The sequence below is a fragment of the Vicinamibacterales bacterium genome, from assembly GCA_036496585.1.
Classification (GTDB): domain Bacteria; phylum Acidobacteriota; class Vicinamibacteria; order Vicinamibacterales; family 2-12-FULL-66-21; genus JAICSD01.
On sequence record DASXLB010000029.1, the window covers coordinates 60,747 to 87,052 of the forward strand.

General features: G+C 67.9%; 28 protein-coding genes. 8 read left to right on the top strand and 20 right to left on the bottom strand.

Translation table 11 applies throughout. From position 1 onward, the window contains the following. Positions 1–20: 20 nt before the first annotated feature. Positions 21–1,118: a beta-N-acetylhexosaminidase gene (gene nagZ, locus VGI12_09750; protein ID HEY2432942.1), complete on the bottom strand. Its 1,098-nt coding sequence runs from the start codon at positions 1,116–1,118 to the stop codon at positions 21–23. A gap of 66 nt (positions 1,119–1,184) precedes the next feature. Between nagZ and VGI12_09755 the strand changes: the two genes are divergently transcribed. The 3 genes from VGI12_09755 (at position 1,185) to VGI12_09765 (ending at position 3,733) form a co-directional block, all read left to right on the top strand. Beyond that, the gene (locus VGI12_09755) at positions 1,185–2,180 is read left to right on the top strand and encodes a hypothetical protein (protein HEY2432943.1); all 996 of its coding nucleotides are present in this window, start codon (positions 1,185–1,187) and stop codon (positions 2,178–2,180) included. Positions 2,181–2,251: 71 nt separating this feature from the next. Then, positions 2,252–3,517: a helix-hairpin-helix domain-containing protein gene (locus VGI12_09760; GenBank protein HEY2432944.1), complete on the top strand. Its 1,266-nt coding sequence runs from the start codon at positions 2,252–2,254 to the stop codon at positions 3,515–3,517. A gap of 27 nt (positions 3,518–3,544) precedes the next feature. Then, positions 3,545–3,733, top strand: a complete 189-nt coding sequence (locus VGI12_09765; protein HEY2432945.1) for a hypothetical protein — start codon at positions 3,545–3,547, stop codon at positions 3,731–3,733. Here VGI12_09765 and VGI12_09770 read toward each other — a convergent pair. The 14 genes from VGI12_09770 to VGI12_09835 form a co-directional block, all read right to left on the bottom strand. Then, on the bottom strand, positions 3,730–4,509 hold the full coding sequence (locus tag VGI12_09770; GenBank protein ID HEY2432946.1) for a hypothetical protein: 780 nt from the start codon (positions 4,507–4,509) through the stop codon (positions 3,730–3,732). The two genes, VGI12_09765 and VGI12_09770, sit on opposite strands and share 4 nt — an antisense overlap. 71 nt (positions 4,510–4,580) lie before the next feature. Further along, entirely contained in the window at positions 4,581–5,366 is a 786-nt protein-coding gene (locus tag VGI12_09775) for a helix-turn-helix domain-containing protein (protein ID HEY2432947.1), read from the bottom strand. A 10-nt stretch (positions 5,367–5,376) separates the two neighbouring features. Continuing rightward, positions 5,377–5,928, bottom strand: a complete 552-nt coding sequence (locus VGI12_09780) for a thiamine phosphate synthase (GenBank protein ID HEY2432948.1) — start codon at positions 5,926–5,928, stop codon at positions 5,377–5,379. Positions 5,929–5,939: 11 nt separating this feature from the next. Beyond that, the gene (locus VGI12_09785) at positions 5,940–6,113 is read right to left on the bottom strand and encodes a hypothetical protein (protein HEY2432949.1); all 174 of its coding nucleotides are present in this window, start codon (positions 6,111–6,113) and stop codon (positions 5,940–5,942) included. Positions 6,114–6,193: 80 nt separating this feature from the next. Continuing rightward, positions 6,194–8,161, bottom strand: coding sequence for a tetratricopeptide repeat protein (locus VGI12_09790; protein ID HEY2432950.1), 1,968 nt, complete (start codon positions 8,159–8,161; stop codon positions 6,194–6,196). 14 nt (positions 8,162–8,175) lie between these two features. After that, positions 8,176–8,802 carry a ribonuclease HII gene (locus VGI12_09795; protein ID HEY2432951.1) on the bottom strand — a complete coding sequence of 209 codons (627 nt, stop codon included), beginning with the start codon at positions 8,800–8,802 and terminating at the stop codon, positions 8,176–8,178. A gap of 55 nt (positions 8,803–8,857) precedes the next feature. Next, entirely contained in the window at positions 8,858–9,211 is a 354-nt protein-coding gene (gene rplS / locus VGI12_09800) for a 50S ribosomal protein L19 (protein ID HEY2432952.1), read from the bottom strand. Positions 9,212–9,222: 11 nt separating this feature from the next. Further along, positions 9,223–9,915, bottom strand: coding sequence for a tRNA (guanosine(37)-N1)-methyltransferase TrmD (trmD, locus tag VGI12_09805; GenBank protein ID HEY2432953.1), 693 nt, complete (start codon positions 9,913–9,915; stop codon positions 9,223–9,225). 69 nt (positions 9,916–9,984) lie between these two features. Beyond that, the gene (rimM, locus tag VGI12_09810; protein HEY2432954.1) at positions 9,985–10,515 is read right to left on the bottom strand and encodes a ribosome maturation factor RimM; all 531 of its coding nucleotides are present in this window, start codon (positions 10,513–10,515) and stop codon (positions 9,985–9,987) included. Positions 10,516–10,544: 29 nt separating this feature from the next. After that, a complete protein-coding gene (locus VGI12_09815; GenBank protein ID HEY2432955.1) occupies positions 10,545–10,784 on the bottom strand; it encodes a KH domain-containing protein in 240 nt (79 codons plus the stop codon). Continuing rightward, positions 10,781–11,050: a 30S ribosomal protein S16 gene (gene rpsP / locus VGI12_09820; GenBank protein HEY2432956.1), complete on the bottom strand. Its 270-nt coding sequence runs from the start codon at positions 11,048–11,050 to the stop codon at positions 10,781–10,783. Before rpsP ends, VGI12_09815 begins: the two co-directional genes overlap by 4 nt. Then, positions 11,050–12,408, bottom strand: a complete 1,359-nt coding sequence (gene ffh, locus VGI12_09825; protein ID HEY2432957.1) for a signal recognition particle protein — start codon at positions 12,406–12,408, stop codon at positions 11,050–11,052. The genes rpsP and ffh overlap by 1 nt, the downstream gene beginning before the upstream one ends. 65 nt (positions 12,409–12,473) lie before the next feature. Further along, on the bottom strand, positions 12,474–12,971 hold the full coding sequence (locus VGI12_09830) for a hypothetical protein (GenBank protein HEY2432958.1): 498 nt from the start codon (positions 12,969–12,971) through the stop codon (positions 12,474–12,476). A gap of 214 nt (positions 12,972–13,185) precedes the next feature. Continuing rightward, the gene (locus VGI12_09835) at positions 13,186–13,752 is read right to left on the bottom strand and encodes a hypothetical protein (GenBank protein ID HEY2432959.1); all 567 of its coding nucleotides are present in this window, start codon (positions 13,750–13,752) and stop codon (positions 13,186–13,188) included. Between the two features lie 328 nt (positions 13,753–14,080). Between VGI12_09835 and VGI12_09840 the strand changes: the two genes are divergently transcribed. The 3 genes from VGI12_09840 to VGI12_09850 are packed head-to-tail and all read left to right on the top strand — an operon-like array spanning position 14,081 to position 16,407. Continuing rightward, positions 14,081–14,566 carry a hypothetical protein gene (locus tag VGI12_09840; GenBank protein HEY2432960.1) on the top strand — a complete coding sequence of 162 codons (486 nt, stop codon included), beginning with the start codon at positions 14,081–14,083 and terminating at the stop codon, positions 14,564–14,566. Positions 14,567–14,572: 6 nt separating this feature from the next. Next, complete coding sequence (locus VGI12_09845) at positions 14,573–14,884, top strand: hypothetical protein (protein HEY2432961.1); 312 nt, start codon at positions 14,573–14,575, stop codon at positions 14,882–14,884. Continuing rightward, positions 14,881–16,407: a VWA domain-containing protein gene (locus VGI12_09850; protein ID HEY2432962.1), complete on the top strand. Its 1,527-nt coding sequence runs from the start codon at positions 14,881–14,883 to the stop codon at positions 16,405–16,407. Before VGI12_09845 ends, VGI12_09850 begins: the two co-directional genes overlap by 4 nt. 25 nt (positions 16,408–16,432) lie before the next feature. Here the strand turns inward: VGI12_09850 and VGI12_09855 are convergent, their stop codons facing one another. Together VGI12_09855 and VGI12_09860 are read right to left on the bottom strand one after the other, a co-directional pair. Next, positions 16,433–16,864, bottom strand: a complete 432-nt coding sequence (locus VGI12_09855; GenBank protein ID HEY2432963.1) for a DUF86 domain-containing protein — start codon at positions 16,862–16,864, stop codon at positions 16,433–16,435. Then, positions 16,861–17,253, bottom strand: coding sequence for a nucleotidyltransferase domain-containing protein (locus tag VGI12_09860; GenBank protein ID HEY2432964.1), 393 nt, complete (start codon positions 17,251–17,253; stop codon positions 16,861–16,863). The genes VGI12_09855 and VGI12_09860 overlap by 4 nt, the downstream gene beginning before the upstream one ends. Before the next feature lie 754 nt (positions 17,254–18,007). On the opposite strand from VGI12_09860, the gene ilvA reads away from it, so the two are divergent. Next, positions 18,008–19,519 (top strand): threonine ammonia-lyase, biosynthetic, encoded by a 1,512-nt coding sequence (gene ilvA / locus VGI12_09865; GenBank protein ID HEY2432965.1) that lies wholly within the window; start codon positions 18,008–18,010, stop codon positions 19,517–19,519. A 30-nt stretch (positions 19,520–19,549) separates the two neighbouring features. Here ilvA and VGI12_09870 read toward each other — a convergent pair whose 3' ends face one another. From VGI12_09870 to VGI12_09880, 3 genes are all read right to left on the bottom strand, one after another. Next, positions 19,550–21,085 carry a hypothetical protein gene (locus VGI12_09870; GenBank protein HEY2432966.1) on the bottom strand — a complete coding sequence of 512 codons (1,536 nt, stop codon included), beginning with the start codon at positions 21,083–21,085 and terminating at the stop codon, positions 19,550–19,552. Positions 21,086–21,136: 51 nt separating this feature from the next. After that, the gene (locus tag VGI12_09875) at positions 21,137–22,720 is read right to left on the bottom strand and encodes a sigma 54-interacting transcriptional regulator (protein HEY2432967.1); all 1,584 of its coding nucleotides are present in this window, start codon (positions 22,718–22,720) and stop codon (positions 21,137–21,139) included. Positions 22,721–22,854: 134 nt separating this feature from the next. Beyond that, positions 22,855–24,690 (bottom strand): SLC13 family permease, encoded by a 1,836-nt coding sequence (locus VGI12_09880; GenBank protein ID HEY2432968.1) that lies wholly within the window; start codon positions 24,688–24,690, stop codon positions 22,855–22,857. A gap of 79 nt (positions 24,691–24,769) precedes the next feature. On the opposite strand from VGI12_09880, the gene amt reads away from it, so the two are divergent. Next, positions 24,770–26,044 (top strand): ammonium transporter, encoded by a 1,275-nt coding sequence (amt, locus tag VGI12_09885; protein ID HEY2432969.1) that lies wholly within the window; start codon positions 24,770–24,772, stop codon positions 26,042–26,044. The last annotated feature ends 262 nt before the right edge of the window (positions 26,045–26,306 follow it).

Consider the following 26,306-nt stretch of genomic DNA (forward strand, 5'->3'; position numbering starts at 1 on the left):
GCCGGCGTCGTTCGGCGGCCCTAAGCCAGCCTCGCCATTTCGGCGGCAACCGCCTGGTGTGCGTCGCGCCCGAGGATCGCGCGCAGCGCGGCCCCGGACGCCGGCCGCGGACGCGACGGTGTCAGGAAGCGCTCCTTGACACGGCCATGGCGCTTGAGCGCGTCCTCGACACGCTCGACACGCAGCTCCCCGTCCTCGACCGCGTGGATCACCGCTTCGAGCGCGGCCCCCTGTTCTTCGGCGTTCGGCGCACACATCAGCACCGCGTCGCAGCCGGCCGCGATGGCGCGGACGGTCGCTTCGCTGTGGCCGTAGCGGCCGCTGATCGCTTTCATCTCCAAATCGTCGCTCAGCACGAGGCCGTCGTAGCCCAGCTTCTTCTTCAGCAGCCCGTCGACAATCGCCGGCGACAGCGTGGCGGGGTTCTCCTCGTCGAGCGCGGGGATCAGGATGTGGGCCGTCATGATCGAGGCGACGCCGGCGGCGATGGCCGCCTCGAACGGGACCAGTTCCACGGCCGCGAGGCGATCCGGCGGATGTTCGAGCAGCGGCAGCTCGTGATGCGAGTCGGTGCCGGTATCGCCGTGGCCCGGGAAATGCTTGCCGCAGGCGGCGATGCCGGCGCCCTGGAGCACGCGGATGATCACCGTGCCGAGGCGGGCCACGTCCTCGGCGCGATCCGAGAGCGCGCGGTCGCCGATCACGGGGTTGCGCGGGTTGGTGTGCACGTCGAGCACCGGAGTGTAGTCGAGCGAGATGCCGACCGCCTGCAGTTCCGCGGCGAGCGCCGCCGCGAACCGCTCCGCCAGCCGTTCGCGCTCCGCGGCGGCGGCGCGACCGAGCGTGATCATCGGCGGCCATTCCGTGAACGGACGCTTCAGCCGCGCAACCCGGCCGCCTTCCTGATCGACGCTCACCCACAGCGGCGTGCCGGTGGCGAGCGCTTGCGCCTGTCGCGACAGGTCGGCTACCTGCTCCGGCGCGTCGACGTTGCGGGCAAAGAAGATCACGCCGCCGATATCGAACTCGCGCGCCAGCGATCGCAGCTCCGCTGGAATATCGTGCCCGTCGAAGCCGACGATCGCGAGCTGCCCGACATGCCGCCTGAGATCGCGCATCGACATCGGGTAAGTCTATCCGATCGCATCTCGCTCCCCTGCACGTCCCGCATGTATGATCCCGCCGTGCACATCCACGCTTCGGCGCCGACGCGCATCGACCTCGCCGGCGGCACGCTCGACATCTGGCCGCTCTACCTGTTTCACGAGGGAGCGCAGACGCTCAACGCCGCGATCAGCCTGCGCGCCAGCTGCGACGTCCGCTCGCGCTCCGACCAGCGGCTGGTCATCGTGTCGGAGGACTCGGGCGAGCGCGTCGAGGTGGATCACTGGTCGCAGCTGCGCAACACCCACGACCTCAAGTTGATCGGCAAGCTGCTGCACTACTTCCAGGCCGAAGGGCTCGAGTTGACGACCCGATCCGATTCTCCGGTCGGCGCCGGCATCGCCGGGTCCTCGGCGCTCAACATCGCGGTCTGCGGCGCGCTCAACGCCTGGACGGGCGGACACCGGTCGGCGGACGACATCTTCCTGATCGCGATGAACGTCGAGGCGCAGGCGATCGACGTTCCCACCGGCGCCCAGGACTATCGGCCGGCCTACTACGGAGGGATCTCGGCCGTGGAGCTCGGCGTCAACGGCGTCCGCCGCATCGGGCTCGACGTCGCCCCCGCCGAACTGCAGCAGCGGATCGCGCTGGCCTATACCAACGCCTCACGCAACTCCGGCATCAACAACTGGGAAGTCACCAAGCGCCACATCGACGGCGACTCCGGCGTCCGGACCGCCTTCGACCGCATCCGCGACATTGCCGCCGCGATGCGGCTGGCGCTCGAACGCCGCGACTGGCCGGAGGTGGGACGCCAGATCGCCGCCGAGTGGGACAACCGCAAGGCGCTGGCTCCAGGGGTCACTACCGCCGGCATCGACGCCATGCTCGCGGCCGCGGCCCAGGCCGGCGCGCTCGGCGGCAAGGTCTGTGGCGCCGGCGGCGGCGGCTGCCTGTTCTGCTTCGGCGATCCGGCCAACATTCCCGCCATCCGTCAGGCGCTGCACGCATCTGGCGCGCAGGTGCTCGAGTTCACGATCGAAGCGCGCGGCCTGCTGATCGACACGCTCTGATCGCGGCCGACGACGCATGCCAGGCGCTCATCAAATGACGACCGCAGAACCATCGAGGTTTGTTTCAGCCCGTGGATAACCGCTCGATTGCGCGCGTCTTGAAGGAGATCGCCGACCTCCTCGAAATCAAGGACGACAACCCGTTCAAGATTCGGGCCTACCGCGCCGCCGCGGAGACGGTCGGCGACGAACCCGATCCGATCGACGCGATGACGCCGCAGGCGCGGCTGGCGCTGCCAGGGATTGGCAAGGACCTCGCCGCCAAGATCGGCGAGCTGATCCAGACCGGCTCGATCGCCTATCACCAGCAGCTGCTCCAGGCATTCCCGTCAACGCTGCTCGACGTCCTCCGTCTGTCCGGCATCGGGCCGAAGACCGTGGCCCGTCTCTATCGCGAGATCGGCGTCAGTTCGCTCGACGATCTCGAGCGCGCCGCGCACGACGGACGGCTCCGCCGGATGAGCGGCATGGGGCTGAGGAAGGAAGCGCAGATTCTCAAGGCGCTCGAGCAGCGCCGCCGACAGCAGAACGGCGGGCTCTTCAGCAACGTCGACGACATCGCCGCGGCCCTCGACGCCGAACTGGCCGGCGCGGGGCCGCCGCTCGTCACCGTCGCGGATCTGCGCGGCGACGTCCACTGCCACACGACCGCCACCGACGGCCGCGACACCATCGAGGCGATGGCGCGCGCCGCGCAAGCGGCCGGCCTCGAGTACCTGGCGGTGACGGATCACAGCCAGTCGCTGGCCATGGCCAACGGCCTCGACGAGCGCGGCGTCGACGCGCACGTCCGCGCGATTCGCGAAGTCGGCGCGCGCCTCGACGGCTTCACGCTGCTCGCCGGCATCGAGTGCGACATCCGCGCCGACGGCACGATGGATCTCGCCGACGACTGCCTCGCCGGGCTCGACATCGTCAACGCGTCGATCCACTCCGGCTTCTCCCAGGATCCGGCCCGCATGACCGATCGCCTGCTGCGGGCGATCGCCTGTCCGTGGGTCGACGTGCTCGCCCATCCGCTGGGGCGCCGGCTCTTCAAGCGTGAAGGGCACCAGGGGGACATGGACGTCGTGTTCGCGGCGGCGGCCACGGCCGGCGTGGCCATGGAGATCAACGCCCAGATCGAGCGGCTGGATCTCGACGAGACGCACGCGGGCCGGGCGCACGCCGCCGGCGTCGCGATCACCATCAGCTCCGACGCCCACAGCACGCTCGCGCTCGGCGGCCTGCGATGGGGCGTCGCCGTCGGACGCCGCGCAGGGCTCGCGCCCGTCGACGTGATCAACACACGTTCTGTGCAAGAATTCAGGGCGTCGCTCCGCCGCCAGCGCAACTGACGCGACGGTCAGCGCCAATCGAGGACCATGAGCTCCGACCAGATCGCCGAAATCCGACGGCTGTACTTCGGCGCAACCGCCGCGACGATTCAGCGGGACATCGAGCGCGCGATCGACATCCTCAAGACGCTGAAAGACGACGCCGAGCGGAGCAGGGCGGCGGTGTTCATGGAAGGACTGAACGAGATGCGGAAGGAGTGGAAGGGAAAATGCTAGGCCTTGCCCTTGCTGACAATCTTCCGCGCCAGCACCCGAAGACCCTCCTGCACGTTGCGATCGGTCGTCAGCGTCTTCAGATCACGCTCGTGCAGCCGGTGCAGCAGCTGCATCGAGATGGCCGGCGGCGTCTTCGGATGCCGGCACACCCCGGCCAGGATGCCGTAGTTCTTCAGCCAGCCGCGGTTGGTGGCGATCGTGCGCATCGTGTCCTCGGACACATTGCCCATCTTGGTAAACGCTTCTACCTCGGCGTGGTTCAGCTTGGGGCTGCTCAACACCGCGGCGGCGACGAGGCGGTTCGTGTCCCGCACGAGCTGTGCGCGCTGTTCGCGCGAGCCTTTCATGGCCAGCTTCACGCGTTCGATGACCGGCAGCGACGACAACAGCTTGCGTACGTCCTCCCCTTCCCCGTCAGGGGCCTTGGGAAGCTCCGCCAGCGTGTCGAGCAATGGATCGTCGCCAGCGGCGGATGCGCCAGCGGCGCCGGTTTCCACGACGACGCCGCGCGCGGCGAAAAACTCCCTGGTCTCTCGCGGGACGTCCGATCGGCCGAGAAACGCGGCCAGCGGTTCGCGCGGCAGCGCGTCAAGCGTCGCGGCGGTGGCGCGTGCGATGTCGGGATCGGCATCGTCGGCGAGCAGCACCAGCAGGGCGAGCTGTTCGTGGGCGCGAGGCGCCAGGGCTCCCTGGGCGGCGAGCAGCCGGACGTCGCGGGCCACTTCGCCGCGGCGGAAGAAGTCGATGAGCGGCGACCGAAAGCCTGGATCCGGCACTAGGAACCTGGCGACCGATCCGGCCCGAACGACTGGCGACTGCAGCGTGCCAACGAAACGGTCTCCTCTCTTCAGCGCACGAACTGATCGACCGTCGCGGCCGTCAATCGCACCGTCCTGACCTGCCCTGGAGCGCCGAGCGATCGTCCCGGCCTGCCGTTGATCGTATATGAAAAGACGCCGGCGTCTCCGACCTCGACGATCGCTTCCCTGGCGATATCCACCGATTCCTTCTGCCCGGCGCTCAACACGCGGGCGAACACCTTCCTGCCGTCGGCGGTGACCGACACCCAGCAGTTGGCTGTCGGCGCGATCTCGAGACGGATGGTGCCCGCTGCCGCGGCCGGCGCCGGCCGAGCGAGTCCGGCGGCGGCTACGGGCGTCGGCTGTGGAACGGAAGATGTCGCGGCCGGCGGCGCGATCGCGGTTGACGCGTCCGGCGCTGGGACATCGCGCTGGGCCCGGCTGCGCGCGCGCACGACGGCGATCACAATCACGATCAGCACCAGGGCGAGCGCGACCGCGCCGACTGCGAGCCGCACGGCGCGCCGGCGCCGTTCGAGGAACGCGCGTTCCTCTTCGGGCACGGCGGTGGCGAGCGTCTCGCTGGTGGGCGCGGGCTCCTGCTGGAAGCGATCGAGGAACTCGCGCACCGTCGCCTCCGGATCGAGGCCGACTTCGACGGCGTAGGAGCGGACGAAGGCGCGACTGAAAATGCCGCCCGGCAGCTTGGAGATGTCGTTCCGCTCGAGCGCCTCGAGCGCCGCCGTCGCGATCCTCGTGGTGGTCGCGATTTGCCTGAGCGACATGCCGCGCTGCTCGCGAGCCTGGCGGAGCCGGCCGCCGAAATCGTCCATCGCTGCGACTCTACATGAACCAGCTGACAGCCGCCAGGCCGGCGGCGCCGGCGCGCGCCACCTCCGCCTCACGGTCCGGCGTCATGCCGCCGATCGCGATGATCGGCAGCGGCGACCGGCGGCACGCCGCGGCGAGGCCGTCGAGGCCGGCGGCCGGGTGATCAGCGGGCTTGCCAGCCGACGGAAACACGGTGCCGAACATGAGATAGTCGCAGCCGCCATCGGCGGCGGCGGCGTCGATCTCGTCGAGCGTATGGACCGAGCGGCCGATGAGCATCGGCGAGGGGGCGACGACGCGCATGCGCGACGCCGGCGGCGCATCGCCGCGCAGGTGCACGCCGCTGGCGCCCGCCGCCAGCGCGATGTCAGGGCGATCGTTCACGACTACGGCGACATCGCGGCCGCGCGCCGCGTCGACGATCCGGCGCACCAGATCCAGCAGGGCGCCGTCGGCGAGATCGCGCTCGCGGATCTGCACGACTGACACGCCGCCCGCCATCGCCGCCGCGGCGCGGTCGACCAGCTCGCTCGGACTCAGTCCGAAGCGGCGTCGGTCGGTCACAAAATGACGGATCACGGCTGGGAATGGCGCCGGGCGCGCGAGGCGAGCACGGCGCCGAGCTCGATGAGGCCGGCCACGCCGGTGACCACGCCGACGCCGCTGACGCCGCCGCGCACGTAGGGGCTCGTCATCGCGGCACGAAGCGCCGGCCGCGCTTCGGCGAAGCCGTTGCGCTGCCACCACACCGACCAGGGCGCCGCGGCAAGAATGAAGCCCGCCTCGAGGAAGTAGGCCGCAAACAGAAGGCGGCTGAGTGTACGGATGATCAGCCTCCGGCCTGCACGCGGGCGAGCCGGTCGATGCGCTCGGTGATGTCGCGATACTCGCCGGCATCCGCCTGCAGTTCCATGAAGACGGCCAGCGCACGGGAGACCTCGCCGGTGGCGTCGAGCGCCACGCCGAGATCGTAGAGCAGCTCCCAGCCGGACTCGTGCGTCGGCGCCGGCGCCTCGGCCGCGCGCTCCAGCCACTCAACGGCCTGCGGCAGGTCCGCCCGTTTCAGGTAGACGCGCCCGAGAAGCGATGCTGCCTCGAAGCGATGCGTCGGGATCTTCGCCGCCTTGGTGAGCGCGCCGATGGCCTCGTCGAGCATCCCCATGTCGACGTAGCTCCTGCCCACTGTGAGCTGCCGGGCCGCCTCCTGTACGCCCGCCTGGCGCGACATCTCGTTACGGCGCGTGTCGAACACTTCGTCAAGGCTCTGATGAATGGTCAGGGGCGCGTCATCGTTGGGAGCCTCCTGAAGCTGCGAGAGCGCCTGATTGAGATCTATCACCACGCTGCCGCCCGCCTTCTTCTTCGGCGCCTCGGGCGAGGGCGGGGGCTCCTGACGCGCCGGCTCGGGCGAAGGCGGATCCTGCAGCGGCGCGACAGGCGATTCAGGGTCTCGGTCGGGCGTTGGTTCGGGGTTCGCCGGCTCCTCGGGTTCGCCGATCGGCGGCGCCGACCCGTGCAGGAAGGCTGGCGCAGCGTGCCCGCCGAGCGAGTCCAAGGCCATGAACCGATCGGTCGCGACGAACGGACCCTGTCCGCTCAGACGGTCGGCGATCATCGTGTCCGGATCGGGAATCTCGAGCATGACCAGCGCCCGCCGGAACCGGTCGATATGCGCGTGCTCCCACGGCTCGCGTGCCACCAGATCTTCGGCGATGACGCGCGCCTCGGCCCCCTGGCCCAGTTCGAGATAGGCATCGGCGAGCTGCGCCTGCGTCTCGTACATCGTCGCCTCGAGCCCGCCGTCGACGCAGATCTCGACGAGCTTCAGCAGCGCGACGATGCGGCCGGGCACGCGAGTGGTGAACTCGTGGAGCAGCGCCGCCGCGTCCATGTAGTTGGCGGAGGCGAGCTCGGTCTCCACTGCGACGTCGATGCAGACAAATGCAGCATCGGGGGCGGCAGGCGCGAGCGTCCAGGCGAGATCGACAATCCGCGTCCTCGCCGACTCGTCGGCGCGCAGCAGCTCGCCCAGCAGCTCGCGTGCTGCGTCGAGGTGGTCCGAACGCAGCTCCATGTCGGCGAGCGCGAACTTCAGCGCCGGATCGTCGCCGGCGATGGCGCGGTCGAGATACGGCTTGGCCGAGTCGAGATCGCCGGCGGCGATGGCGGCTTTCGCCAGCTCGGTGCGCCCCTCGATGTCGTTGGGATTGAGCCGCACGGCGTCACGGAGCGCCGCGGCGGCCTCCGGCGCCCGCCCCTTCTCGAGCAGATCGGCGTGCATCGACCGGTAATGGGCCGCGGCCCCGAGTTCGTCGCCGTTCTGCGCCAGCATGCGCCCCGCGAGCCCGCGCGCCTCGAAGTCGGCCGGGTCGAGGGTACCGAGACGCAGGGTGATCTCGTCGGCGCCGGCGCGGTCGCCGCGAGCCCGGCGCTTGGCCGCGATGGCCACGAAATATGCCTTCGCGTCGGCAAGCAGACCCTGTTTCGCCGAGATCTCACCCAGCCGCAACTGCACCGACTCCTGGTCGGGCTTGATCTTGAGCACCTTCTTGAAGATGGCGGCGGCCTTCGGGTAGAAGCCTTCGGCCAGGAAGTGATCGGCAATCTGCGAGTAGTACGCCGCGGCATCGTCGGGCCGGCTGGCCCGCACGCAGAGGTCCCCGAGCGTGTTGCGGGTGTTCCAGTCGCGGGGGTACTCCTCGACCAGACGCACATATTCCGCGATGGCAAGATCGAGCTTGCCGGTGCGGAGCAGCTTCTCCGCTTTCTTCAGCACCTCGGCGCGGTCGATGGCCACGGGTTCCTAGTGTGCTAGATCCTATCAAACAGCGACGGCGGCCGGAACGAGCGGCGGTGCGCGTCCGAATAGCCGTGGCGGGCCACCGCGTCCAGATGATCGCGGGTCGCGTAACCCTTGTGACGGTCGAACCCGTAGCGCGGATCCTGGCCGTGGAGCTCGAGCATGCTGCGGTCGCGCGTCACCTTGGCGACGATCGAGGCCGCCGCAATCGCCGTGCAGCGGGCGTCGCCGTGAACGACGCAGCGCTGCCCCATCGGCAGGTCGGGGACACGGAACGCGCGTCCGCCGTCGACCAGCACCATGTCGGGCAGCGGCGCGCACGACAGCACGGCGCGCTGCATGGCGCGCAGGCCGGCCTGATGAATGTTGATTTCGTCGATTTCGGTCGGCGCCACGCCGACCACCGACCAGCAGACGGCTTCGCGGGTGATCTGGATGTAGAGGCGCTCGCGTTCGAGCGCCGTCACGGTCTTGGAGTCGCTGATGCGGGGAATGTAGCGATCCGGATCGAGCACGACGGCCGCTGCCACCACCGGTCCGGCCAGGCAGCCGCGTCCCACTTCGTCGACGCCGGCGACGTACACGAACCCCATGCGCCGCAGCGCATTCTCCAGGGTTCGGTAGGCGCGTACTTTCATGTGGAGATCGGAGGATGTGGAGAGGTGGGCATGCCCACATCTCCACATTTCCACATCACGCGGTCTGCTTCCGGCCCGTCTCCTTCATGCGCGCCGCCTTGCCCTTCAAGTCACGCAGGAAATACAGCTTGGCGCGGCGGACCTTCGCGGTGCGCAGGACGTCGATCTTGTCGATCACCGGCGAGTGCAGCGGGAAGATGCGCTCGACGCCCTGGCCGAACGACACCTTGCGCACGGTAAACGTGGCGCGCGCGCCGCCGCGGTGCATGCCGATGATCATCCCCTCGAACACCTGGATGCGCTCTTTGTCGCCTTCGCGCACCTTGACGTGCACCTTGACGGTGTCTCCGGGCTTGATCGCCGGGCGCTTGGCCAGCTGCCCCCGCTCGACGGTCTCAACGGCATTCATGACGTTCTCCTTTATCCTTCGCTCTCGTTCAACAAATCCGGGCGGTGGCGGCGCGTCCGCGCGATCGCCTGCTCCCGTCGCCACTTCTCGATCTCTCCGTGGTGGCCCGACAGCAGCACGTCGGGCACCCGCCAGCCCCGAAACTCCGCGGGCCGGGTGTACTGCGGGAAGTCGAGCATCCCGCCGCGCGCGAACGAATCGCCCGCCACGGACGACTCGTCGCCCACCACCCCTGCCACCAGCCGCGCCATCGCGTCGACGATAACCAGCGCCGGCAGTTCCCCGCCCGACACGACGTAGTCGCCGATCGAGATGGCGTCGGTCGCCAGCTGCTCCCGCACCCGCTCGTCCACTCCTTCGTAGCGCCCGCAGAGGATCACGACGTGATCCCGCGCGCGCAACCGCTCCGCCACCGCGTGCGTCAGACGCTCGCCGTCGGGCGACGTCAGCACGATCGCCCCCGGCTCGCCGCGCGTCTCGCGGATGCGATCGACCGCGGCGAACAGCGGCTCCGGCTTCAGCACCATCCCGGGCCCGCCGCCAAACGGCGCGTCATCGACGACCCGGTGCCGATCGGCCGTGAAATCACGCAGGTCGTGGATGGCGACGTCCACCAGCCCCTTCGCGATGGCCCGCGCCACGATCCCCTCCTCGAGTGGAGCGGCCACCATCCGGGGAAAAATCGTGACGATGTCTATCTTCAACCCGAGGGGCGTCGCCCCTCGGACTCGTCCGCTACGCTCGCTCGCGCCCTCGTTCACGTCGAGCCCTCGTCACCGGCGTCCAGACACGTTCAAACCCGCGAGTCCTTCCGGCAGATCGACGACGACTAACCGCTGGCCAGGATCGACGCGAGTGACAATCCCTTCGACCATCGGAATCAGGATTTCGTGCTGCCCGTCGCTGACGACCAGCAGGCTCCTCTCGACCGGTCCCTGCACCTCGGTCACGCTGCCGAGCCGCACGCCCGCCGTGTCGATCACCTCACACCCGACCAAATCGTGCCGGTAATACGTGTTGCCGGGCAGCGGGCCCAGCGTGTCGGCCGGCATCTTCAGCTCGGCGCCGGCCAGCGCCTCGGCCGCGTCCATCGTCGCGACGCCATCCAGGGCCACAATCGGCCGTCCCTGGTGGAAGCGCACCGCGACCAGCCGGCGCTCGACTGCCGTGCCGTTCTGCTCCACCACCAGCACGTTGCCTTCAGCGAACCGGTCGTGCGGGAAGTCCGTCTCCGGATTGACGATCACCTGGCCCTGGCTGCCGTGGGCACGGGCGACGCGGCCAACCAGAATCAATTCGGGCATTGTCGGAAGGGAACCGCGCGTGTCTCCGCTCAATCCCTGAAATCGACCGACACTTTGCGGCCGTCCATTTCCGCCGCCAGGTTGGCCAGGGTGCGGACGGCCTGCGCGGTGCGCCCCTGGCGCCCGATCACCCGCCCCATGTCACCCGGCGCCATCGTCAGCTCGATCCACGTCTGGCCGCGGGCCTCGCGCTCCGTCACGCTGACCGCGTCCGGCTTGTCGGCCAGCGCCTTGGCGATCGCCTCGACGACGGCGCTCGCCCTGGTCACGGCGCGACGGCCACAGCCGTGTCGACGGGCGGCGCGGGGTTGCGATCCAGCATCGTCCGCACGGTGTCGGACGGCTGCGCGCCCAGCTTCACCCAGTGAACGAACCGCTCGCGATCGAGCTTCAGCGTTTCCGGCTTGGTGCGCGGGTTGTAGTGCCCCAGCACCTCGACGAACGAGCTGTCGCGCGCGGCGCGCGAGTCGGTAACCACGACCCGAAAGAACGGCCGCTTCTTCGAACCGGCACGACGCAATCTGATTACCAGCATTACCTCATCAACCCTTTCAGCGCCGAGAGATTCGGACGCTTGCCTTTCGCCAGCCCCGCCATGCCGCCCATGGCCTTCAGCATTTTCTTCATCTGGATGAACTGCTTCAACAGCTTGTTCACCTCTTCGACCGACGTGCCCGAGCCCTTCGCGATGCGCTTGCGGCGCTGCCCATTGATGATCTGATGGCTGCGCCGCTCTTTCGCGGTCATCGAGTTGATGATCGCCTCGACGCGGCCGAACTGCTTCTCGTCGACCTGCTCGCGCGCCTGCTGCATCTCCTTCATCGCGCCGAACCCCGGCAGCATGCCGAGGATCTGCTCGATCGGCCCCATCTTGCGAATCGTCCGCAGCTGGTCGCGGAAGTCCTCCAGCGTGAAATCGTCGCGCCGGATCTTCTCCTCGAGCTTGGCCGCGTCCTCCATCGAGACGGCCTCTTCCGCCTTCTCGATGAGCGACAGCACGTCGCCCATGCCGAGCACGCGCGACACGACGCGATCGGCATGGAACGGCTCCAGGTCCTGCAGCCGCTCGCCGCTGCCGACGAACGCGATCGGCACGCCGACGACGCCGACCACCGACAGCGCCGCGCCGCCGCGCGCGTCGCCGTCCATCTTGGTCAGCACGACGCCGGTGATGCCGATCCGCCGGTTGAACTCGCCGGCGCTCTTGATTGCGTCCTGCCCGGTCATCGCGTCGGCGACGAACAACTGGTCGACCGGCTTCACCGCCGCCTTGATGGCGTCGAGTTCGACCATCAGGTCGTCGTCGATGTGCAGCCGGCCGGCGGTGTCGACGATGACGACGTCGAAGCCGCCGTTCTTCGCTTCGGCAAGCGCGCCGGCAGCGCGCTTCACCGGATCCATCTCGCCGGCGGGATCGTGGACCCGCACGCCGGCCTGCTTGCCGACGACCGCCAGCTGCTGGATCGCCGCCGGACGCCGGACGTCGGTCGAAACGAGCAGCGGATGCCGTCCCTGCTTCGCCAGCCACTTCCCCAGCTTCGCCGAGGTCGTCGTCTTGCCCGATCCCTGCAGGCCGAGCAGCATCACGACCCGCGGCCGCTCGTTCGTCTGCCCCAGGCCGCCCTGCGCGTCGCCGAACAGCGCCAGCATCTCGTCGCGAACGATCCGCACGACCTGCTGTTCGGGCGTCAGGCTCTTCAGCACTTCCTGGTCGACGGCGCGATCGCGCACGCGATCGATGAACGCCTTGACGACCTTGAAGTTGACGTCCGCCTCGAGCAGCGCCATCCGGATTTCCCGGAGCGCCAGCTCGACGGTCTCTTCCGTAAGGCGTCCCTGTCCGCGAATGCCGCGGAAAACGTCCTGCAGACGAGTGGAAAGGGACTCGAACATGGCCGTAGGGAAGCCCTAACTACTTCTAGGCAAACCCTTATTGTAGAGGAGGATTGGGCCTGGTGTCAACGCGGCGTGCGGTCGGACGGCCGCCGGCGCTTTGCCGGGGAATCCGGGTCCAACTCCAGCGCCTCCCAGAGCCAGGCGGAGTCGTAGGCCTGGCTCCCCTGACGGAGGGCGCGCTCGTAGTGATTGTCGAACCCGCGCAGCACCTCGATGAGCGCCGGCCGGTGCTTCCGGGATCGCACCGCCTCGCGCGGCGTCATGAAACCGAGCGCCGGAACCTGCTCGTCGAGCCAGCGTCGGCAATGCTCGTCCTGGAGTTGACGTTCGAGGCCAGCCTTGACGTCAGGCGGAAGATCGCTGGGGGCGGCAGGGGCCGGCGGGCCCTGCTCCAGGCGCGCGAGCGCCGCGGCCACGCTCTCGAGCGACGTGGCGCGATATTCCAGGTCCGGCGCCAGCGAGGCCAGCCACGTGCGGCAGCGCTCGTCGCGCGCGCGCGACATGGCTTCGACATGGAGGCGCCCGCCGTCGATCCGGAGCGTCGCGAGGATGCGCCACATCGTGCCGCCGTCTTCGCCCCACGTGTTTCACCGTCCTCGTCGGCGTGCACGTCGGCGGCCGCCTCGAGCGCCGCGCGCAGCGCTGCCTGATCCGGCACGTCGAAGGTCGACCGCGCGAACATCATCTGGTCGCCTTCGGGCGTGCCGATCGTCGGCAGCGGCCGCAGCACCACGCGATCGAGCCACCAGTGGTTGAACACCATGCCGTGGCGCTTCAGGAAAGCGCGGCGATCGTGCTCGGGCCACTTCCGCCGGTAAGCGCGCTGATGCCGGCGGAGGTCGGCGAGCAGATCCGCCTTGTCGGCAACGTCGTAGAGATAGAGTCCGCCTTCGAACATCGGCACGCGTGCTCGTTGGCGACGACGCGGGCGCCGACGAGATCGGACCGCACGAGCTGCTCGCTGCCCAGCTTCTCGTGGACGAACACCGTCTCTCTCACGAGCAGGTCGCGCAACAGCACGCCGCGGCCGCGCTCCAGGCTCTCGACCTGGTAGAGCGACAGGTGCGACGCGCGCATCCTGTCGACGAACGCCCGCTCGGCGGCGTCGAGCGAGCGGCCGCGCGCCTCGAGGAACAGATCGGCGACCGTGCGGCCTTCGTCGATATCCAGATCCCAGATGAACCACGAGCTGTATTTGACGATCGCGTCGTCGTCCTCGACGAGCGCGTCTTTCACGTCATCGTCCATCTGGTCGAGAAAATCAGCCCAGAACAGGATGTCGGCGATGTCGCGATCGCCATCGAACTCCGGGGAATCGGCGAACCGCAGGATCTTGGGCATCGCCGTCTCGCGGGGCGTGTCAGCCGGGCGAGCGGCGAGGCGCGCCGCCTCCTCTTTCGGCAGACAGCACTTCTTGTATTTCTGTGCGCTGCCGCAGGGGCAGGGATCGTTGCGTCCAGGTGGGCATCGGCGGCTCTCGGGTCTGCGCTCGTGCAGCACTATATCGGGCCTCGGCGGAGGAAATCTTCAGGCACTCCATTGAGCGGCGGAGTCCACGAAGCCGGCTGATGTTGAGTGGAACGTCGTGGGTTCTTGATCGTAGACTGGGCCCTCAGATGTGGCGGCAGAGGCGGCCTGCCATTCGGAGCACGTGATGAAACGGTCCTTGATGCTCATGGCGCTCGCGGTCCTGTGTCAACTCTCATGCAGTGGCAGCCAGCCTGCCGCGCCATCGGGCACGCCATCACAGCAGCAGCTGTCAATCACGGGGCTCGTGACGCTCGGGGAGGTCAATCCGAGCGTGCAGCTGACGCTGCTCTCCGGGAGCCAGGACGTAACCAATTCCGCGACATGTCAGTCGTCGAACACGTCGGTCGCGACGGTGTCACTGGGCCTCGTACGCGCGACTGGTGTCGGCACGACGACCGTCAACGCGTCGTACCAGGGCCGGACCCTGTCTTCTCAGATGTCTGCTATTGCGGATCAGGACTGCATCCCGTATGACCCGTCAAACGTCTCTACGATGCCGGCCACGAAGGACCCGAGCCAGCTGCTCATCACCGCACCCGATCCGTTCGGCCGCTCTCAACTCTCTTACCCCACCGCCGACGGTCTGATCGATGCCGGCGACCTGGTGGCGTTGTATCGGAGGTAGACGCAGGTGTGCTACATCGGTCGAAATGATCCCAAGTTCACGCTGACGTTCTTCAAGAATGCGTCCGGTCAGCAGACCACGATCGCGCGCGAGGACTGCATTCCGTACAGCGCCGCCGCGCTGCAGGTTGTGGATCGGGGCGGCAGCGGCTGGGCGCTCGTGAGCGGCGGCACTCAGCTCGGGCTGCTCGTGACCGCATTCGATGCGGCGGTGGCCAGCGCCGTTGCTGCCCAAGCCTCGAACGAATGTTTCATCGGCCGCGGCAACACTCGTCCGAGTCCGTATGCCTTTACCACCGAGTATTGGAGGGGAGTATGACGTGGATCGCATGCGCGCTCATCGTTGGGCAGATGACGGGGGTAGCGGCGCCCTCGCAGCATCCGCAGCCGGTCGCCCGCAGCGGTTCCATACTCGTCCGGCTCACGGTGGTTGCTCGTGACCATAGAGGTGCGTTCGTCGGCAGTCTCACGGCTGACGACTTCAAAGTCTCCGAAGACGGGAAGCCGGTCACGGCCAGCTTCTTCACGGAAGTGACGGGGGCACCAGCCGTTTCATCCGCACCGACTACGACAGTGCCGACGGGGGCGTTCTCCAATCTCGCAGCCGCGACAGCCGCACCGAACGTCACCGTGATTCTGTTCGATCGCCTCAATACGAAGTGGGAAGACCAGGCGCGGGCGCGCGAGCAGCTGAAGACGTTCTTCGCGAAGCTCCGGCCCGACGATCGCGTGGCCGTGTATGCGCTCGACGATACCGCGCTGCGCGTGATACACGACTTCACCTCGGACGCGTCGGCGCTCGTGCGCGCGATCAGCGACAACGCCCGTCCCGATTCACCGGCCGCCGAGCTGCAGACGGCGGCCCCCGCGAATCTCGCTGACGAGTACGTCAATCAACTCAGCCGGACCACGGCGCTGACGACCTTCACCGCACTCGAAACGATCGGACAGCACCTGGCCGGGATTCCAGGGCGGAAGAATCTCGTCTGGGTCTCCAATGCATTTCCCATCCCTCCCAATGCCGAGTACAACCGCACTCAGGAAATCGAGCGCGCCGCCCGCTCGCTGAATACCGCCAACATCTCGCTGTACGGCATCGATACGCGCGGTCTCATCGGCGCCGTTCGGATGACAGCGACGAGCGACACGTTCGTCAGCATGAACACCGTGAACGGGAATCACGAGGTCATCGAGGCGCTAACAGAGCGGACAGGCGGCCGCGCGTTCTTCAATAACAACGACACGGCCGGTTCAGTGCGGCGCGCGATCGACGACTCGGAGCACCACTACGAGTTCGATTACTACTCACCGGCTTCGACGCCAGACGACAGATACCGCGTCATCAGCGCCGTGGTGAAGAAATCCGGTGTGGATCTTCAGTACCGTCGCGGCTATTTCGCGACGCTCGCCGCCGCGCCAGGCGGTGACCGCAAGACGATATTGGAGCGGACACTCGCCAATCCACTCGATGCCACCGGCATTCTCCTCGATGTGACGCCGACGCCACGACCGAACGGGATGGAACTCGCCATTCATGCTGATGCAGGCAACCTGGCGTTCCTGAACCGCGCCGGCGTTTGGTCCGATGCACTGGACCTTGCGATCGCCCAACTGCGCGACGACGGCACGTCGACGATCGACGTCGACACGACCATCACGCTCCATCTGAACGAGGGGCAGCACCACACCATCATCAGCAACGGACTGACGATCACGAAGACAATCGTGGTACTCGCCGATACCTCGCGCGTCGTCGTCGTCGTTCGCGATGCCGCCACAGGTGCCGTAGGGTCAGTGGTAATTTCCGCCGCGAGCCTGCGGGGAGCTTCGCAGTCTCCATGAGGGCTTCTCCGGCGACGCCGCTCACCTATCCCCCACCGCGCGTCAGGTACGCCTCGACCGCCCGCACGTAGTCGACGATGTCGGTGCGTGCCGGCGCGAGCGCGTCGAACAGACGGCCGGGATCGATGGCGTCGTATTCGTGGACGAGCCGGTTGCGCAACCCCGCCGAGGGCGCGAGACGCCGCGCAAAGGCGGCATCGACCACACCCAGGTCGGCCAATCGTAGAAACGACGTGTAGTAGTCGGCCGGCGGCGGGTGGCCCTGCTCGACGAGCAGATGGAAATTAACGTCGATCATCCGGCCGATCATCCGTTCCAGCAGTCGCTCAGCCACCCGCTGGTCGAATGCGCTGGCGACAAACGCCTCGCGCGATTTCGCCGCTACCTCACCCACCGCGTCGAGATCGCCGGCAATCAACGTCAGCTTGCGCGTCACGAGCGCCGGGTCGATCGTCACCGCTCAGCCCCGACCTTGCGCCTTACGTAGGCGCGTTCCATGTCGAGGAAGCGACGATGATCGACATAGCGCTTGAATGCGTAGAGGCGCAGTTCCGCCACGTCGCTGGGCGTGCCGAAGAGCACGCGTGATCGCTCGAACACCTGCTTCAGGAACAACGGGTCCGCGTGATTGAGCACCGCGAGATCAACCTCGCGACCGGGAAAGTGCGGCTGGAGGTCGGCGGCCACTTCGGCCTCACTCATCAGGGAGCCAGGGGCGCGCTCGAACCAAGCACCAAGGTCGACATCGCTTCGCACGTGCATGTGCCCCGTCGCCGTCGAACCGAACTGGATCAGCACACGGATCCCATGGCGGCGAGCCGTGGCCTCGAAGTCGTTCTCGCTCACACAATCATCATACGCTCGGCGGCGAGCGGCATCCCGGTGCCCGTCGCCGCCGCCGAGGACGTGGTTCACGGGAACGTCTGGGCGTTCCAGGACCCGGCTCGCCGCGCCAGCAAACGACAGAAGGGCCTCGCCGACATCGCCCGACTCCGGAGGCCTTCCCCGCTCTGCGCGCGGACATCCTCAACGACCACCTGACGCGGCAGGTATGATCCGCCTCGCCCCGTCCCGTCGCCGCTACAATGGCGGCACGGCCGAACGCCCGCTGCTGACCGACGAGGAGCGCGCGCAGGCGAAACGCTGCTCGACACCTGGGCACACGTCGGACCCCTCATGGAGCGGTGGGAGCGCGTCAGAGTCTTGTCTGACGAGGACGCCGCGCGCGATGCCTTGCGCCTGTTCGAGCCGCGGCAGTCCGACTGGCCCGCCGATGACGGCGAAGGCTTGCTGCTGCACCAGCGGGTGTTTGCACGCGCCGGTCGAAGCCGATGAACGATGAAGACCCGGACCTGCTTCGCCCTTTCGAGGACGCGCTGCGCACGACCAGTACCTGAAATCCTTCACAATTCGGCGCCTTTCTCGCCCCCTTCGATCCGACGCCCGGCCGCGCTGCGTCTCAACTCCTCGTTTTCGGCTCGCAGCCGCTCGGGCCCTACATCCAGATCGGCTTCAGACTTGCCTCACTTCGTACGAACAGGCTGCGTGGCGAGCACCTTGCGGGAACAGGGACGGACGGCACAACATAGGAGCCGCCGCCATGGACACTTTGCTCCGCGAGATCCTCACCAGCCGTGTGTACGAAGCCGCCCGGGAGACCCCGCTCGATCCCGCTCCCCGGCTGTCACGCCGGCTGGGCAACGAAATCCTGCTGAAACGCGAAGACCTGCAGCCGATCTTCAGTTTCAAGCTGCGCGGCGCCTACAACCGGATCGCGCGACTGTCGGCCGACGATCGGGCCCGCGGCGTGATCGCGGCCAGCGCCGGCAACCACGCCCAAGGGGTGGCGTTCTCGGCGCAGCGCCTCGGGCTGAAGGCGCTGATCGTGATGCCGCGGACCACGCCGGAGATCAAAGTCGACGCGGTCCGTGCGCTCGGCGCGGACGTGGTGCTGGCGGGCGATCGCTACGCGGAGGCGCAGCAGCATGCCGAGCGACTGGCCGCCGCCGGCGGACTCGTGTTCATCCATCCGTTCGACGACCCGCTGGTGATCGCCGGGCAGGGCACGATCGGCATGGAACTGCTCCGCCAGAGCCCTTCGCTCGATGCGGTGTTCGTCCCGGTCGGCGGCGGCGGGCTGATCGCCGGGATCGCCGCCTACATCAAGGCCCTCCAGCCGGACGTGGAGGTGATCGGCGTCGAGCCTGTCGACGCCGACGCGATGGCGAGATCGCTCGCCGCCGGCGAGCGGGTCCGCCTCGAAGACGTGGGCCTGTTCGCCGACGGCGTCGCCGTGCAGCAGGTCGGCGCCTACACGTTTCCGATCGTCCGCGCCACGGTGAACCGGATCATCCTCGTCGACAACGACGAGATCTGCGCTGCGATCAAGGACATCTTCGACGACACCCGCACGATCGTCGAGCCGGCCGGCGCGCTCGCGCTCGCCGGACTGAAGTCGTACGTCGAGCACGAGCCGACCGCCGGGCGGCGGCTCGCCGCGATCATGAGCGGCGCCAACATGAACTTCGATCGGCTGCGCTTCGTGGCCGAACGCGCCGAGCTCGGCGAGGGCCGCGAAACGCTGCTCGCGGTGACGATTCCGGAACAGCCGGGCGCCTTCCGCGCCTTCTGCGCCGCGCTCGGCGCGCGCGTCGTGACCGAGTTCAACTACCGCCTGAGCGGACGCGATCACGCCGAGATTTTCGTCGGCGTCGCCACCCAGACGCACGCCGAGGGTGCGGCACTGACCGGGCGCCTGCGCGCGCTCGGCTACGAGACGGCCGACCTCTCGGCCAACGAAATGGCGAAGCTGCACGTCCGCCACATGGTTGGCGGACACCCGCCAGCCGTGGTCGCCGAGCGCGTCTGCCGTTTCGAATTCCCCGAGCGCCCCGGCGCGCTCCTGCACTTCCTCGACGCGGTCGGCGGCCGCTGGAACATCAGCCTCTTCCACTACCGCAACCACGGCGCCGACTTCGGCCGCGTGCTGGCGGCATTTGAGGTGCCGCCATCCGAATCAGCGGCGTTCGAAGGCTTCCTCGCGGGCCTCGACTACCGCTACGCGCTCGACGAGCAGAACGACGCGTACCAGCGCTTTCTCGCCCATCTTTAATCACGGCTTCGCGGATCACGGCTCGGCGGATCAGTGCTTCGCGAACATCTCCTGCACGTCCTTGCGCAGCGCGGCGGAGCTGTCGGGACGCGAGTAGAACATGTGGCCGCCCGGATACATGCGCACCGTGACCCGCGACGGATCGCCCATCGCGGGCATCTGATCGACCGTCAGCACCGAGCCCATGAACGGGCACGACAGGTCGTTCCATCCGTGCACGATCAGAACGCGCAGCTTCGAATCGGCCGCGACCGCCTGCCGGAGATCGGCGGTGGCGCCGTTGCGAAGCGCGGCGCTGTCGAAGTCCCACTGGCCGCCGACCTCGTAGCTGAGCGCGTGATAGGGACCACTCGCCTTCCATCCGACGACGCGCGTCACGAAGTCCACCATCGCGGACGTGGTCGGCGCGACGATGCCTTCGAGGAGCGGATCGCTGAAACGCTGCTCAGGCGCGTACGGAAACGGATCGAAGGCGGTCACGTTCGAGTCGTAGACGCTGCCGATCTTCCCCTGCTCGCGAAAGACTTCGCGCAGATAGGCGCCGATCTCGATGCGGCCGCCCGACCGGCGCACGAACGCCTTGTCGAGCCCGGTGAGCTCGGTCACCTTCTGCACGACACGATCGGTGGCCGCCGGATCGGAGCGACCTTTCAGCAGGTCCGAGACGTATTCGCCGCGCGCGTAGGCGATCACCGGCGCCATCGTCTCGGCCGAGAGCCGGTGCTGCCGCTCGAGATTCGCCGCCGCCATCGACGGCAGGTTCACCACCCACGCGATCGGCGACACGTCCTGGTTGTCGTCGAGAGACGGATTCAGGTAGGGGGACACCGCCACCACGCCGTTCATCGCCACGCCGAGCTGCGTCTGCAGGTAATGCGTGATGCGCGGCACACGGTAGCCGCCGTAGCTCTCTCCCGCGATGTACTTGCGCGACCGCAGCCGCTGGTTCTTGACGAGCCAGTCGAAGATGACGCGTGAGAGGTAGTGGATGTCGTTGTCGGTGCTGAAGAAGTCCTTCTTGGCGGCGTCGGCGGCTTCGAGCGGGCGGCTGAAGCCGGTGCCGATCGGATCGATGAAGACGAGATCGGTGAAGTCGAGCCAGGTGCCGGGATTGTCGGTCAGGGCGACCGGGTTGGACGCGCTGTCCCCCTCGGCGCCGAACGCGAGATGCTTCGGCCCGATGGCGCCGAAGTTCAGATAGACCGATGCGGCGCCGGGCCCCCCGTTCAGCGCGAACGTCACGGGCCGGTCCGCCCCCTCCATCACGTAGGAGGTGTAGACCACGTCCGCCGTCTTCTTGCTGCCGTCGGCCGCATAGACGGGAATCGTCCCGACCGTGGCGGTGTATTTCAACGTCTTGCCACCGAGCTGCATCGTCTGATCGACGTGCGCGTCGGGCGGTAACGGCGGCAGCGCGTCGGCGGCCTTCTCGGCCGGCTTCTCCGCTACCGCAGGTGAAGGGGGCGCCGGCTGCTGCGCCCGGAGCACCGGGACGACGAGCGAGATGGCGGCGCACGCGAGTGCGGGGCGAACGAGGACGCCGATGCGGCGGCACGTGAGTGTCATCGGCAGAGCATACCGGAACGCTGTGCCGCGGACGCCGGGTCCCGGCCCGTCCTACCGGAACCGTCGCCAGTCGATGCGATACTTCTGGATCTTGTAATTGACGATGCGGGCGGTGGCGTGCAGCAGGCGGGCGGCCTTGGCGCGGTTGCCGCGCGCCATCTTCAGCGCGTCCTGGATGAGATCCTTCTCATAGGCGGCGAGCGCCGTCGTCAGCGGCTGCGTCGCGGCGGCCTCGCTGGTATCGGCCATCTGTAGCGTCGGCGGCAGGTGGTGCGCGTGGACGACGTCGCCGTCGCAGACGAGCACGGCGCGCTCGATCACGTTCTGCAGTTCGCGCACGTTGCCCGGCCAGTGGTAGGCCATCAGCATGTCGATCGCCGGCGTCGAGATGCGGCGGATGCGCTTGCGGTGATCGGCGGCGAGGCGCTCGAGGAAGTGATCGGCGAGCAGCAGGATGTCGGTCTTGCGCTCGCGCAGCGGCGGCACGAACAGGGTGAAGACGTTGAGGCGGTAAAGCAGATCCTCGCGGAAGGCGCCGGCGGCGATGGCCTCCTCGAGCGGCTTGTTGGTCGCGGTGATCAGGCGCACGTTGACCCGTACCGGCTCGATGCCGCCCAGCCTCTCGAACTCGCGCTCCTGCAGCACCCGCAGCAGCTTGACCTGGACGGAGGGGTTGATGTCGCCGATCTCGTCGAGGAACAGCGTGCCGCCGTCGGCCCGCTCGAAGCGGCCGGCCTTGCGGTTCGTCGCGCCGGTGAACGCCCCCTTCTCGTAGCCGAACAGCTCCGACTCGATCAGCGTGTCTGGGAGCGCCGCGCAGCTCACCTTGACGAAGGGCTTGGCGGATCGCTGCGAATTGTAGTGAATGGCTTGCGCAATGAGCTCCTTGCCGGTGCCGGACTCGCCGCGAATGAGCACCGTGGCGTTGCTGCGCGCCACCTGCATCATCTGCTCGCAGACGGCGTGCATGGCGCGGCTGGTGCCGAGGATCTGCGAGAAGTCGTAGCGCTCGCGCAGCTCTCCCTGCAGCCGGACGTTTTCCTGCACGAGGCGCGCGCGGTCGGCTTCGAGCAGCCTCTGCACTTTGATCGCATGCGCGATCATCGACGCGACGACACCGAAGAACTTGCCGGTGCGCTCGTAGTCGCGGTCGGCCTTGAAGCGCAGATCGACGCACAGCACGCCGACGGCGCGGCGATTGAGCATCAAGGGCACGCAGACGAACGTCCACTCGTTGTTGTCGCGGCGGGAGTCGGCCAGGGCCGGCTCGCGGGTGGCGCGCGGGATGATGACCGGCCGGCCGGTAGCCAGCACCTGGCGGGCGAGCGTCCCTCCCGGAACGCCGGCGGGACCGCTACGCTCGCGCCCCGTGCCGGCCGCCGCGACGACCTCGAGCGGCGCCTGCTCCGCCTGCGTCATCGCCACGGCGCCGCGCACGGCGTCGTGCGATTTCTCGAGCGTCTGGATCACGCGCAGCAGCGACGCCCGAAAGTGGGTGGCGTCGGCCAGCGCCTGGCTGATCTCGAGCAGCGAGGTCAGCTTGCGGATTTCGCCGGACGATCGGCCGGTGCCGAGGTCGAAGTGCACCGGACTTCTCGACGGGGATTCGGTCTCGGGAGGTATCGCGATGGACATGTCGAGGACTCCGTCAGACCCGTCTGGTTTCAGACGCTCGAGATGGCCGCAGCATACTGGCGGTTATCGCAGATCTTTACCTATAAGCAGAATAGAAAAATCGCATCGGTTTCATGCGTAATAGAGATGGCACTTCAGCCGTGCCACCACCGGAGGACGACGCTTTCGACGCAAATGAGGGCCGCGATGGCGCCGAAGATCTGCAAGATGGCCGGCGTGATTTCCTTGATCCAACCCACCGGCGTGAAGTGGGTGTCAACTTCGCGCTGAATGAACGCATAGGCGACGACCGACTGCGCCGACCCGATGTGGGTCCAGCAGCCGCCGAGCGCGTAGCCGGCGATCTGCGACATGGCGAAGAGCTGTACGAGGTGGAGGTCGAGGCCGTGGAGTCCTCGGGAGGCAAAGTCGGCGACGATGTTGTTGTCGAGAATCGCCGAAAGGAACGTTGAGCCGGTGAACTGGGCCAGGGCGACCGGCGCGGCCCCGAGCACGGTCGCGCCGTGCTGCACGGTCGCCTCGATGGTCGAGAAGAAGCCGGCGGCGGTCAGCAGGGTAATCGAGATGAACAACGGGAACAGGAAATAGTACTCGGCGTATTCGCTGCGGGCCTCGCGCCAGGCAAGCGCCCGCATCCGTGGAATGTCGGCGATCGCCGGCAGGGCGAAGGCGAAGGCGACAAACGACGACACGAACAGCGGCACGCGCGGCTCGAGGCCGTGCAGGACGAGCACCACGGCGAAGGGAATGATGGCCAGCCCGCCGAAGCGCTGAGCGCTGCGCCGACGGATGCCGAGGTCGTCGACGACCGTGTCGACGACGCGTTCGGCGCGCAGGGCCCCTTCCCGGTCGCCGGCGGCGGCCAGCACGTAGTGCCGATCGAGCGCGTCGGCGAGATCCTCGCTGACGAAATGCCCGAGCAGCTGCCGGCGGATCGGTTCGGGCACGGCCTCACGCACGAGCGCGATGCCGATCGACTCGCCGTGACGCACGCGGTTCAGCAGGCCCTCGACGGCGTCGCCGAGGGCGTCGACGTGTTGTTCGATCAGCTCGATCGGCGTGAGGACTTCGCCGTGCCGGGTCGCCTGCAGGAAGCGGACGTCGGCGACGTTGGCGTCGATGATGTCCATTTCCGCCAGGTCGATGCGCCGGCCGCGCAGTTTGCGGCGCAGCTGCCATGCCACCATCAGATACGACACCACCGCCACGGGCCCGCAGTAGAACAGGAAGAAATCGTTACCCAGATGCGGCGCGAGATTGGCCTTCATGATCAGATTGGGCGGCTCGCCGTAGGCGGAGAAGACGCCGCAGATCGTGGTCACCGCCGTGCAGAGCATGATCGCGAAGCGGGTCTGGGCGATCGGCACCGACGCCAGCATCAGGATGATGACCTGCGTGCGGATGGTCAGGCTGATCATCGACACGCCGCCGAAGATGCCCGAAGCCACGGCGACGGCCGCCGTCACCGCGATCACCGTCGGCTCGATGGCGCCGCGGTAGCGCCGCAGCAGCACGTAGGTCACCCCCTCGAGCAGGCGGGTCTGGGCCATGACGGCGACAAACAGCGTCAGCCCGAGAATGAACAGCATCGTGTCGGCGTGCAGCAGGTCGTCGAGGCCGCTGAACGAGAACAGATGCCGCTGCAGCCAGTGCGACCAGCCGATCGCCGCCAGCTCCTCGTGCCAGGCCGAGGTCCGCAGCCGGCAGAAGGTCGCCACGATGACCAGCAGCATGCCGTAGGTCAAGGCGTTCTTGTGCAGCTGGTAGCGGAACGAACCGAGTGCGAAGAGCGCCAGGATCGTGGCCAGCACCTCGGCCGCCAGCAGCCCGACCGGCATCGCGATGACGTGGCCGGCGAGCAGAATCGCCGCCGCCGTCACCGCGCAGGCGAGCAGGAAACGCCGGGATGACAGCATGACGATCGCTGGCGGCGTCGCATGCGCTCGAGGGTCGTCGGCTGGGATCGTCATGCGGCGGCGATCGTCACGTGGCGCTTAGTATACGAAACGGCGCACGCGCGGCGATCCACCTCGTTGTATAACTGAGCGCATGAATCCCGAGATGAAGGTGGCGCTCGACACGATCTGGGTGTTGCTGACGGCGTTCCTCGTGTTCTTCATGAACGCCGGATTCGCGATGTTCGAGAGCGGCCTCTGCCGCTCGAAGAACACCGTCAACCTGCTCGCCGAGAACTTCGTCGTCTTCGCGGTCTCGGCGCTGGCCTTCTGGGTGGCGGGATTCGCGTTGATGTTCGGCGACGGCAACCTGTTGGTCGGTCTGTCGGGATGGCTGCTGCGCGGCGCCGACAACAGTCCGCTGAGCGGCGGCGCGTATGCCGGCGTCTACCATGCGCTGGCCGGCGCGGGCGTGCCGCTCGCCGCGAAGTTTCTCTTTCAGCTCGTGTTCGCCGGCACCGCCGCCACCATTGTCAGTGGCGGGGTCGCCGAGCGGATCAAGTTCAGCGCGTTCTTGCTCTTCTCGTTCGTGCTGGTGGCGGTGATTTATCCGATGACGGGGCACTGGGTGCGCGGCGGCTGGCTCGAGCGCGCCGGCTTCGTCGACTTCGCCGGCGCCACCGTCGTGCACAGCGTCGGCGGCTGGGCGGCGCTGAGCGGGATCATGCTGCTCGGGCCGCGGCTCGGCAAGTACCGGCCCAACGGCGACGCCGTGCCGGTGCCGGCGCACAACATGATGGCGGCGACGCTCGGCGCCTTCATCCTCTGGCTTGGCTGGTTCGGCTTCAACGCCGGCAGCACCATGGCCGCCGATCCCGAGGCCATCGCACGGATCGCGCTCAATACGGGCCTGGCTGGGGCCGCCGCCGGCGTGGCTGCCACCGTCGTCGCCTGGCTGCTGCTGGGCAAGCCGGACTTGAGCCTGATTCTGAGCGGGACGCTGACCGGGCTGGTGGCGATCACCGCCGCGTGCAATGCCGTGAGCACGGTGGGCGCGGTGGTGATCGGGCTGCTCGCCGGTCCGCTGGCGATCTACTCGGTGCTGTTCTTCGAGAAACTGAAGCTCGACGATCCGGTGGGCGCGCTGAGCGTGCACCTGGTGGGAGGCGTCTTCGGCACGCTGAGCGTCGGCTTCTTCGCCACCAGCGGCGGCCTGTTCATGGGCGGCGGCTTCGGGCGGACGGCGACGCAGGCGATGGGCATCGCGGCGGTCGGCGCCGCCACGTTCACCTTGACCTTCATCACCTGGGCTCTGTTGCGCGCCACCCTCGGGATTCGTGTCTCGCCCGACGAGGAACAGATCGGCCTCGACGTCAGCGAACACGGCATCGAAGCCTACGCCGCCTTCATGAAAGTCCCGCGCGAGTAGCGGACACGGCGGCCGGCGGATCGACATAATTGTCGATACCATCGGCGGTCGCGACATTTGTGTCTGGTCGCGGTCCGGACAGGGTTCGTGGCGCGTCGCGGCCGCGATCCTTCCCGACTGACCGGCGCGGGCGATCCCGACACTTCCGTCTGGTCGCCTGGGGCAGTACGACATTTGTGTCCGTCCATGCGTCTGGCGACGCAGCGCTCCACGACCGACACAGCTTCCGCTAATACCTTCCGCGACAAGGGCTTCGCTGAGC

Coding starts and splice junctions, on each gene's coding strand:
- amt (HEY2432969.1), top strand. CDS start 24,770: ATGAATCCCGAGATGAAGGTGGCGCTCGACACGATCTGGGTGTTGCTG.
- rplS (HEY2432952.1), bottom strand. CDS start 9,211: ATGAATGCCGTTGAGACCGTCGAGCGGGGGCAGCTGGCCAAGCGCCCG.
- rpsP (HEY2432956.1), bottom strand. CDS start 11,050: ATGCTGGTAATCAGATTGCGTCGTGCCGGTTCGAAGAAGCGGCCGTTC.
- VGI12_09840 (HEY2432960.1), top strand. CDS start 14,081: ATGCTCATGGCGCTCGCGGTCCTGTGTCAACTCTCATGCAGTGGCAGC.
- VGI12_09850 (HEY2432962.1), top strand. CDS start 14,881: ATGACGTGGATCGCATGCGCGCTCATCGTTGGGCAGATGACGGGGGTA.
- rimM (HEY2432954.1), bottom strand. CDS start 10,515: ATGCCCGAATTGATTCTGGTTGGCCGCGTCGCCCGTGCCCACGGCAGC.
- VGI12_09880 (HEY2432968.1), bottom strand. CDS start 24,690: ATGACGATCCCAGCCGACGACCCTCGAGCGCATGCGACGCCGCCAGCG.
- VGI12_09765 (HEY2432945.1), top strand. CDS start 3,545: ATGAGCTCCGACCAGATCGCCGAAATCCGACGGCTGTACTTCGGCGCA.
- VGI12_09875 (HEY2432967.1), bottom strand. CDS start 22,720: ATGTCCATCGCGATACCTCCCGAGACCGAATCCCCGTCGAGAAGTCCG.
- ffh (HEY2432957.1), bottom strand. CDS start 12,408: ATGTTCGAGTCCCTTTCCACTCGTCTGCAGGACGTTTTCCGCGGCATT.
- ilvA (HEY2432965.1), top strand. CDS start 18,008: ATGGACACTTTGCTCCGCGAGATCCTCACCAGCCGTGTGTACGAAGCC.
- VGI12_09775 (HEY2432947.1), bottom strand. CDS start 5,366: ATGGACGATTTCGGCGGCCGGCTCCGCCAGGCTCGCGAGCAGCGCGGC.
- VGI12_09830 (HEY2432958.1), bottom strand. CDS start 12,971: ATGTGGCGCATCCTCGCGACGCTCCGGATCGACGGCGGGCGCCTCCAT.
- VGI12_09870 (HEY2432966.1), bottom strand. CDS start 21,085: ATGACACTCACGTGCCGCCGCATCGGCGTCCTCGTTCGCCCCGCACTC.
- VGI12_09795 (HEY2432951.1), bottom strand. CDS start 8,802: ATGAAAGTACGCGCCTACCGAACCCTGGAGAATGCGCTGCGGCGCATG.
- nagZ (HEY2432942.1), bottom strand. CDS start 1,118: ATGCGCGATCTCAGGCGGCATGTCGGGCAGCTCGCGATCGTCGGCTTC.
- VGI12_09835 (HEY2432959.1), bottom strand. CDS start 13,752: ATGCCCAAGATCCTGCGGTTCGCCGATTCCCCGGAGTTCGATGGCGAT.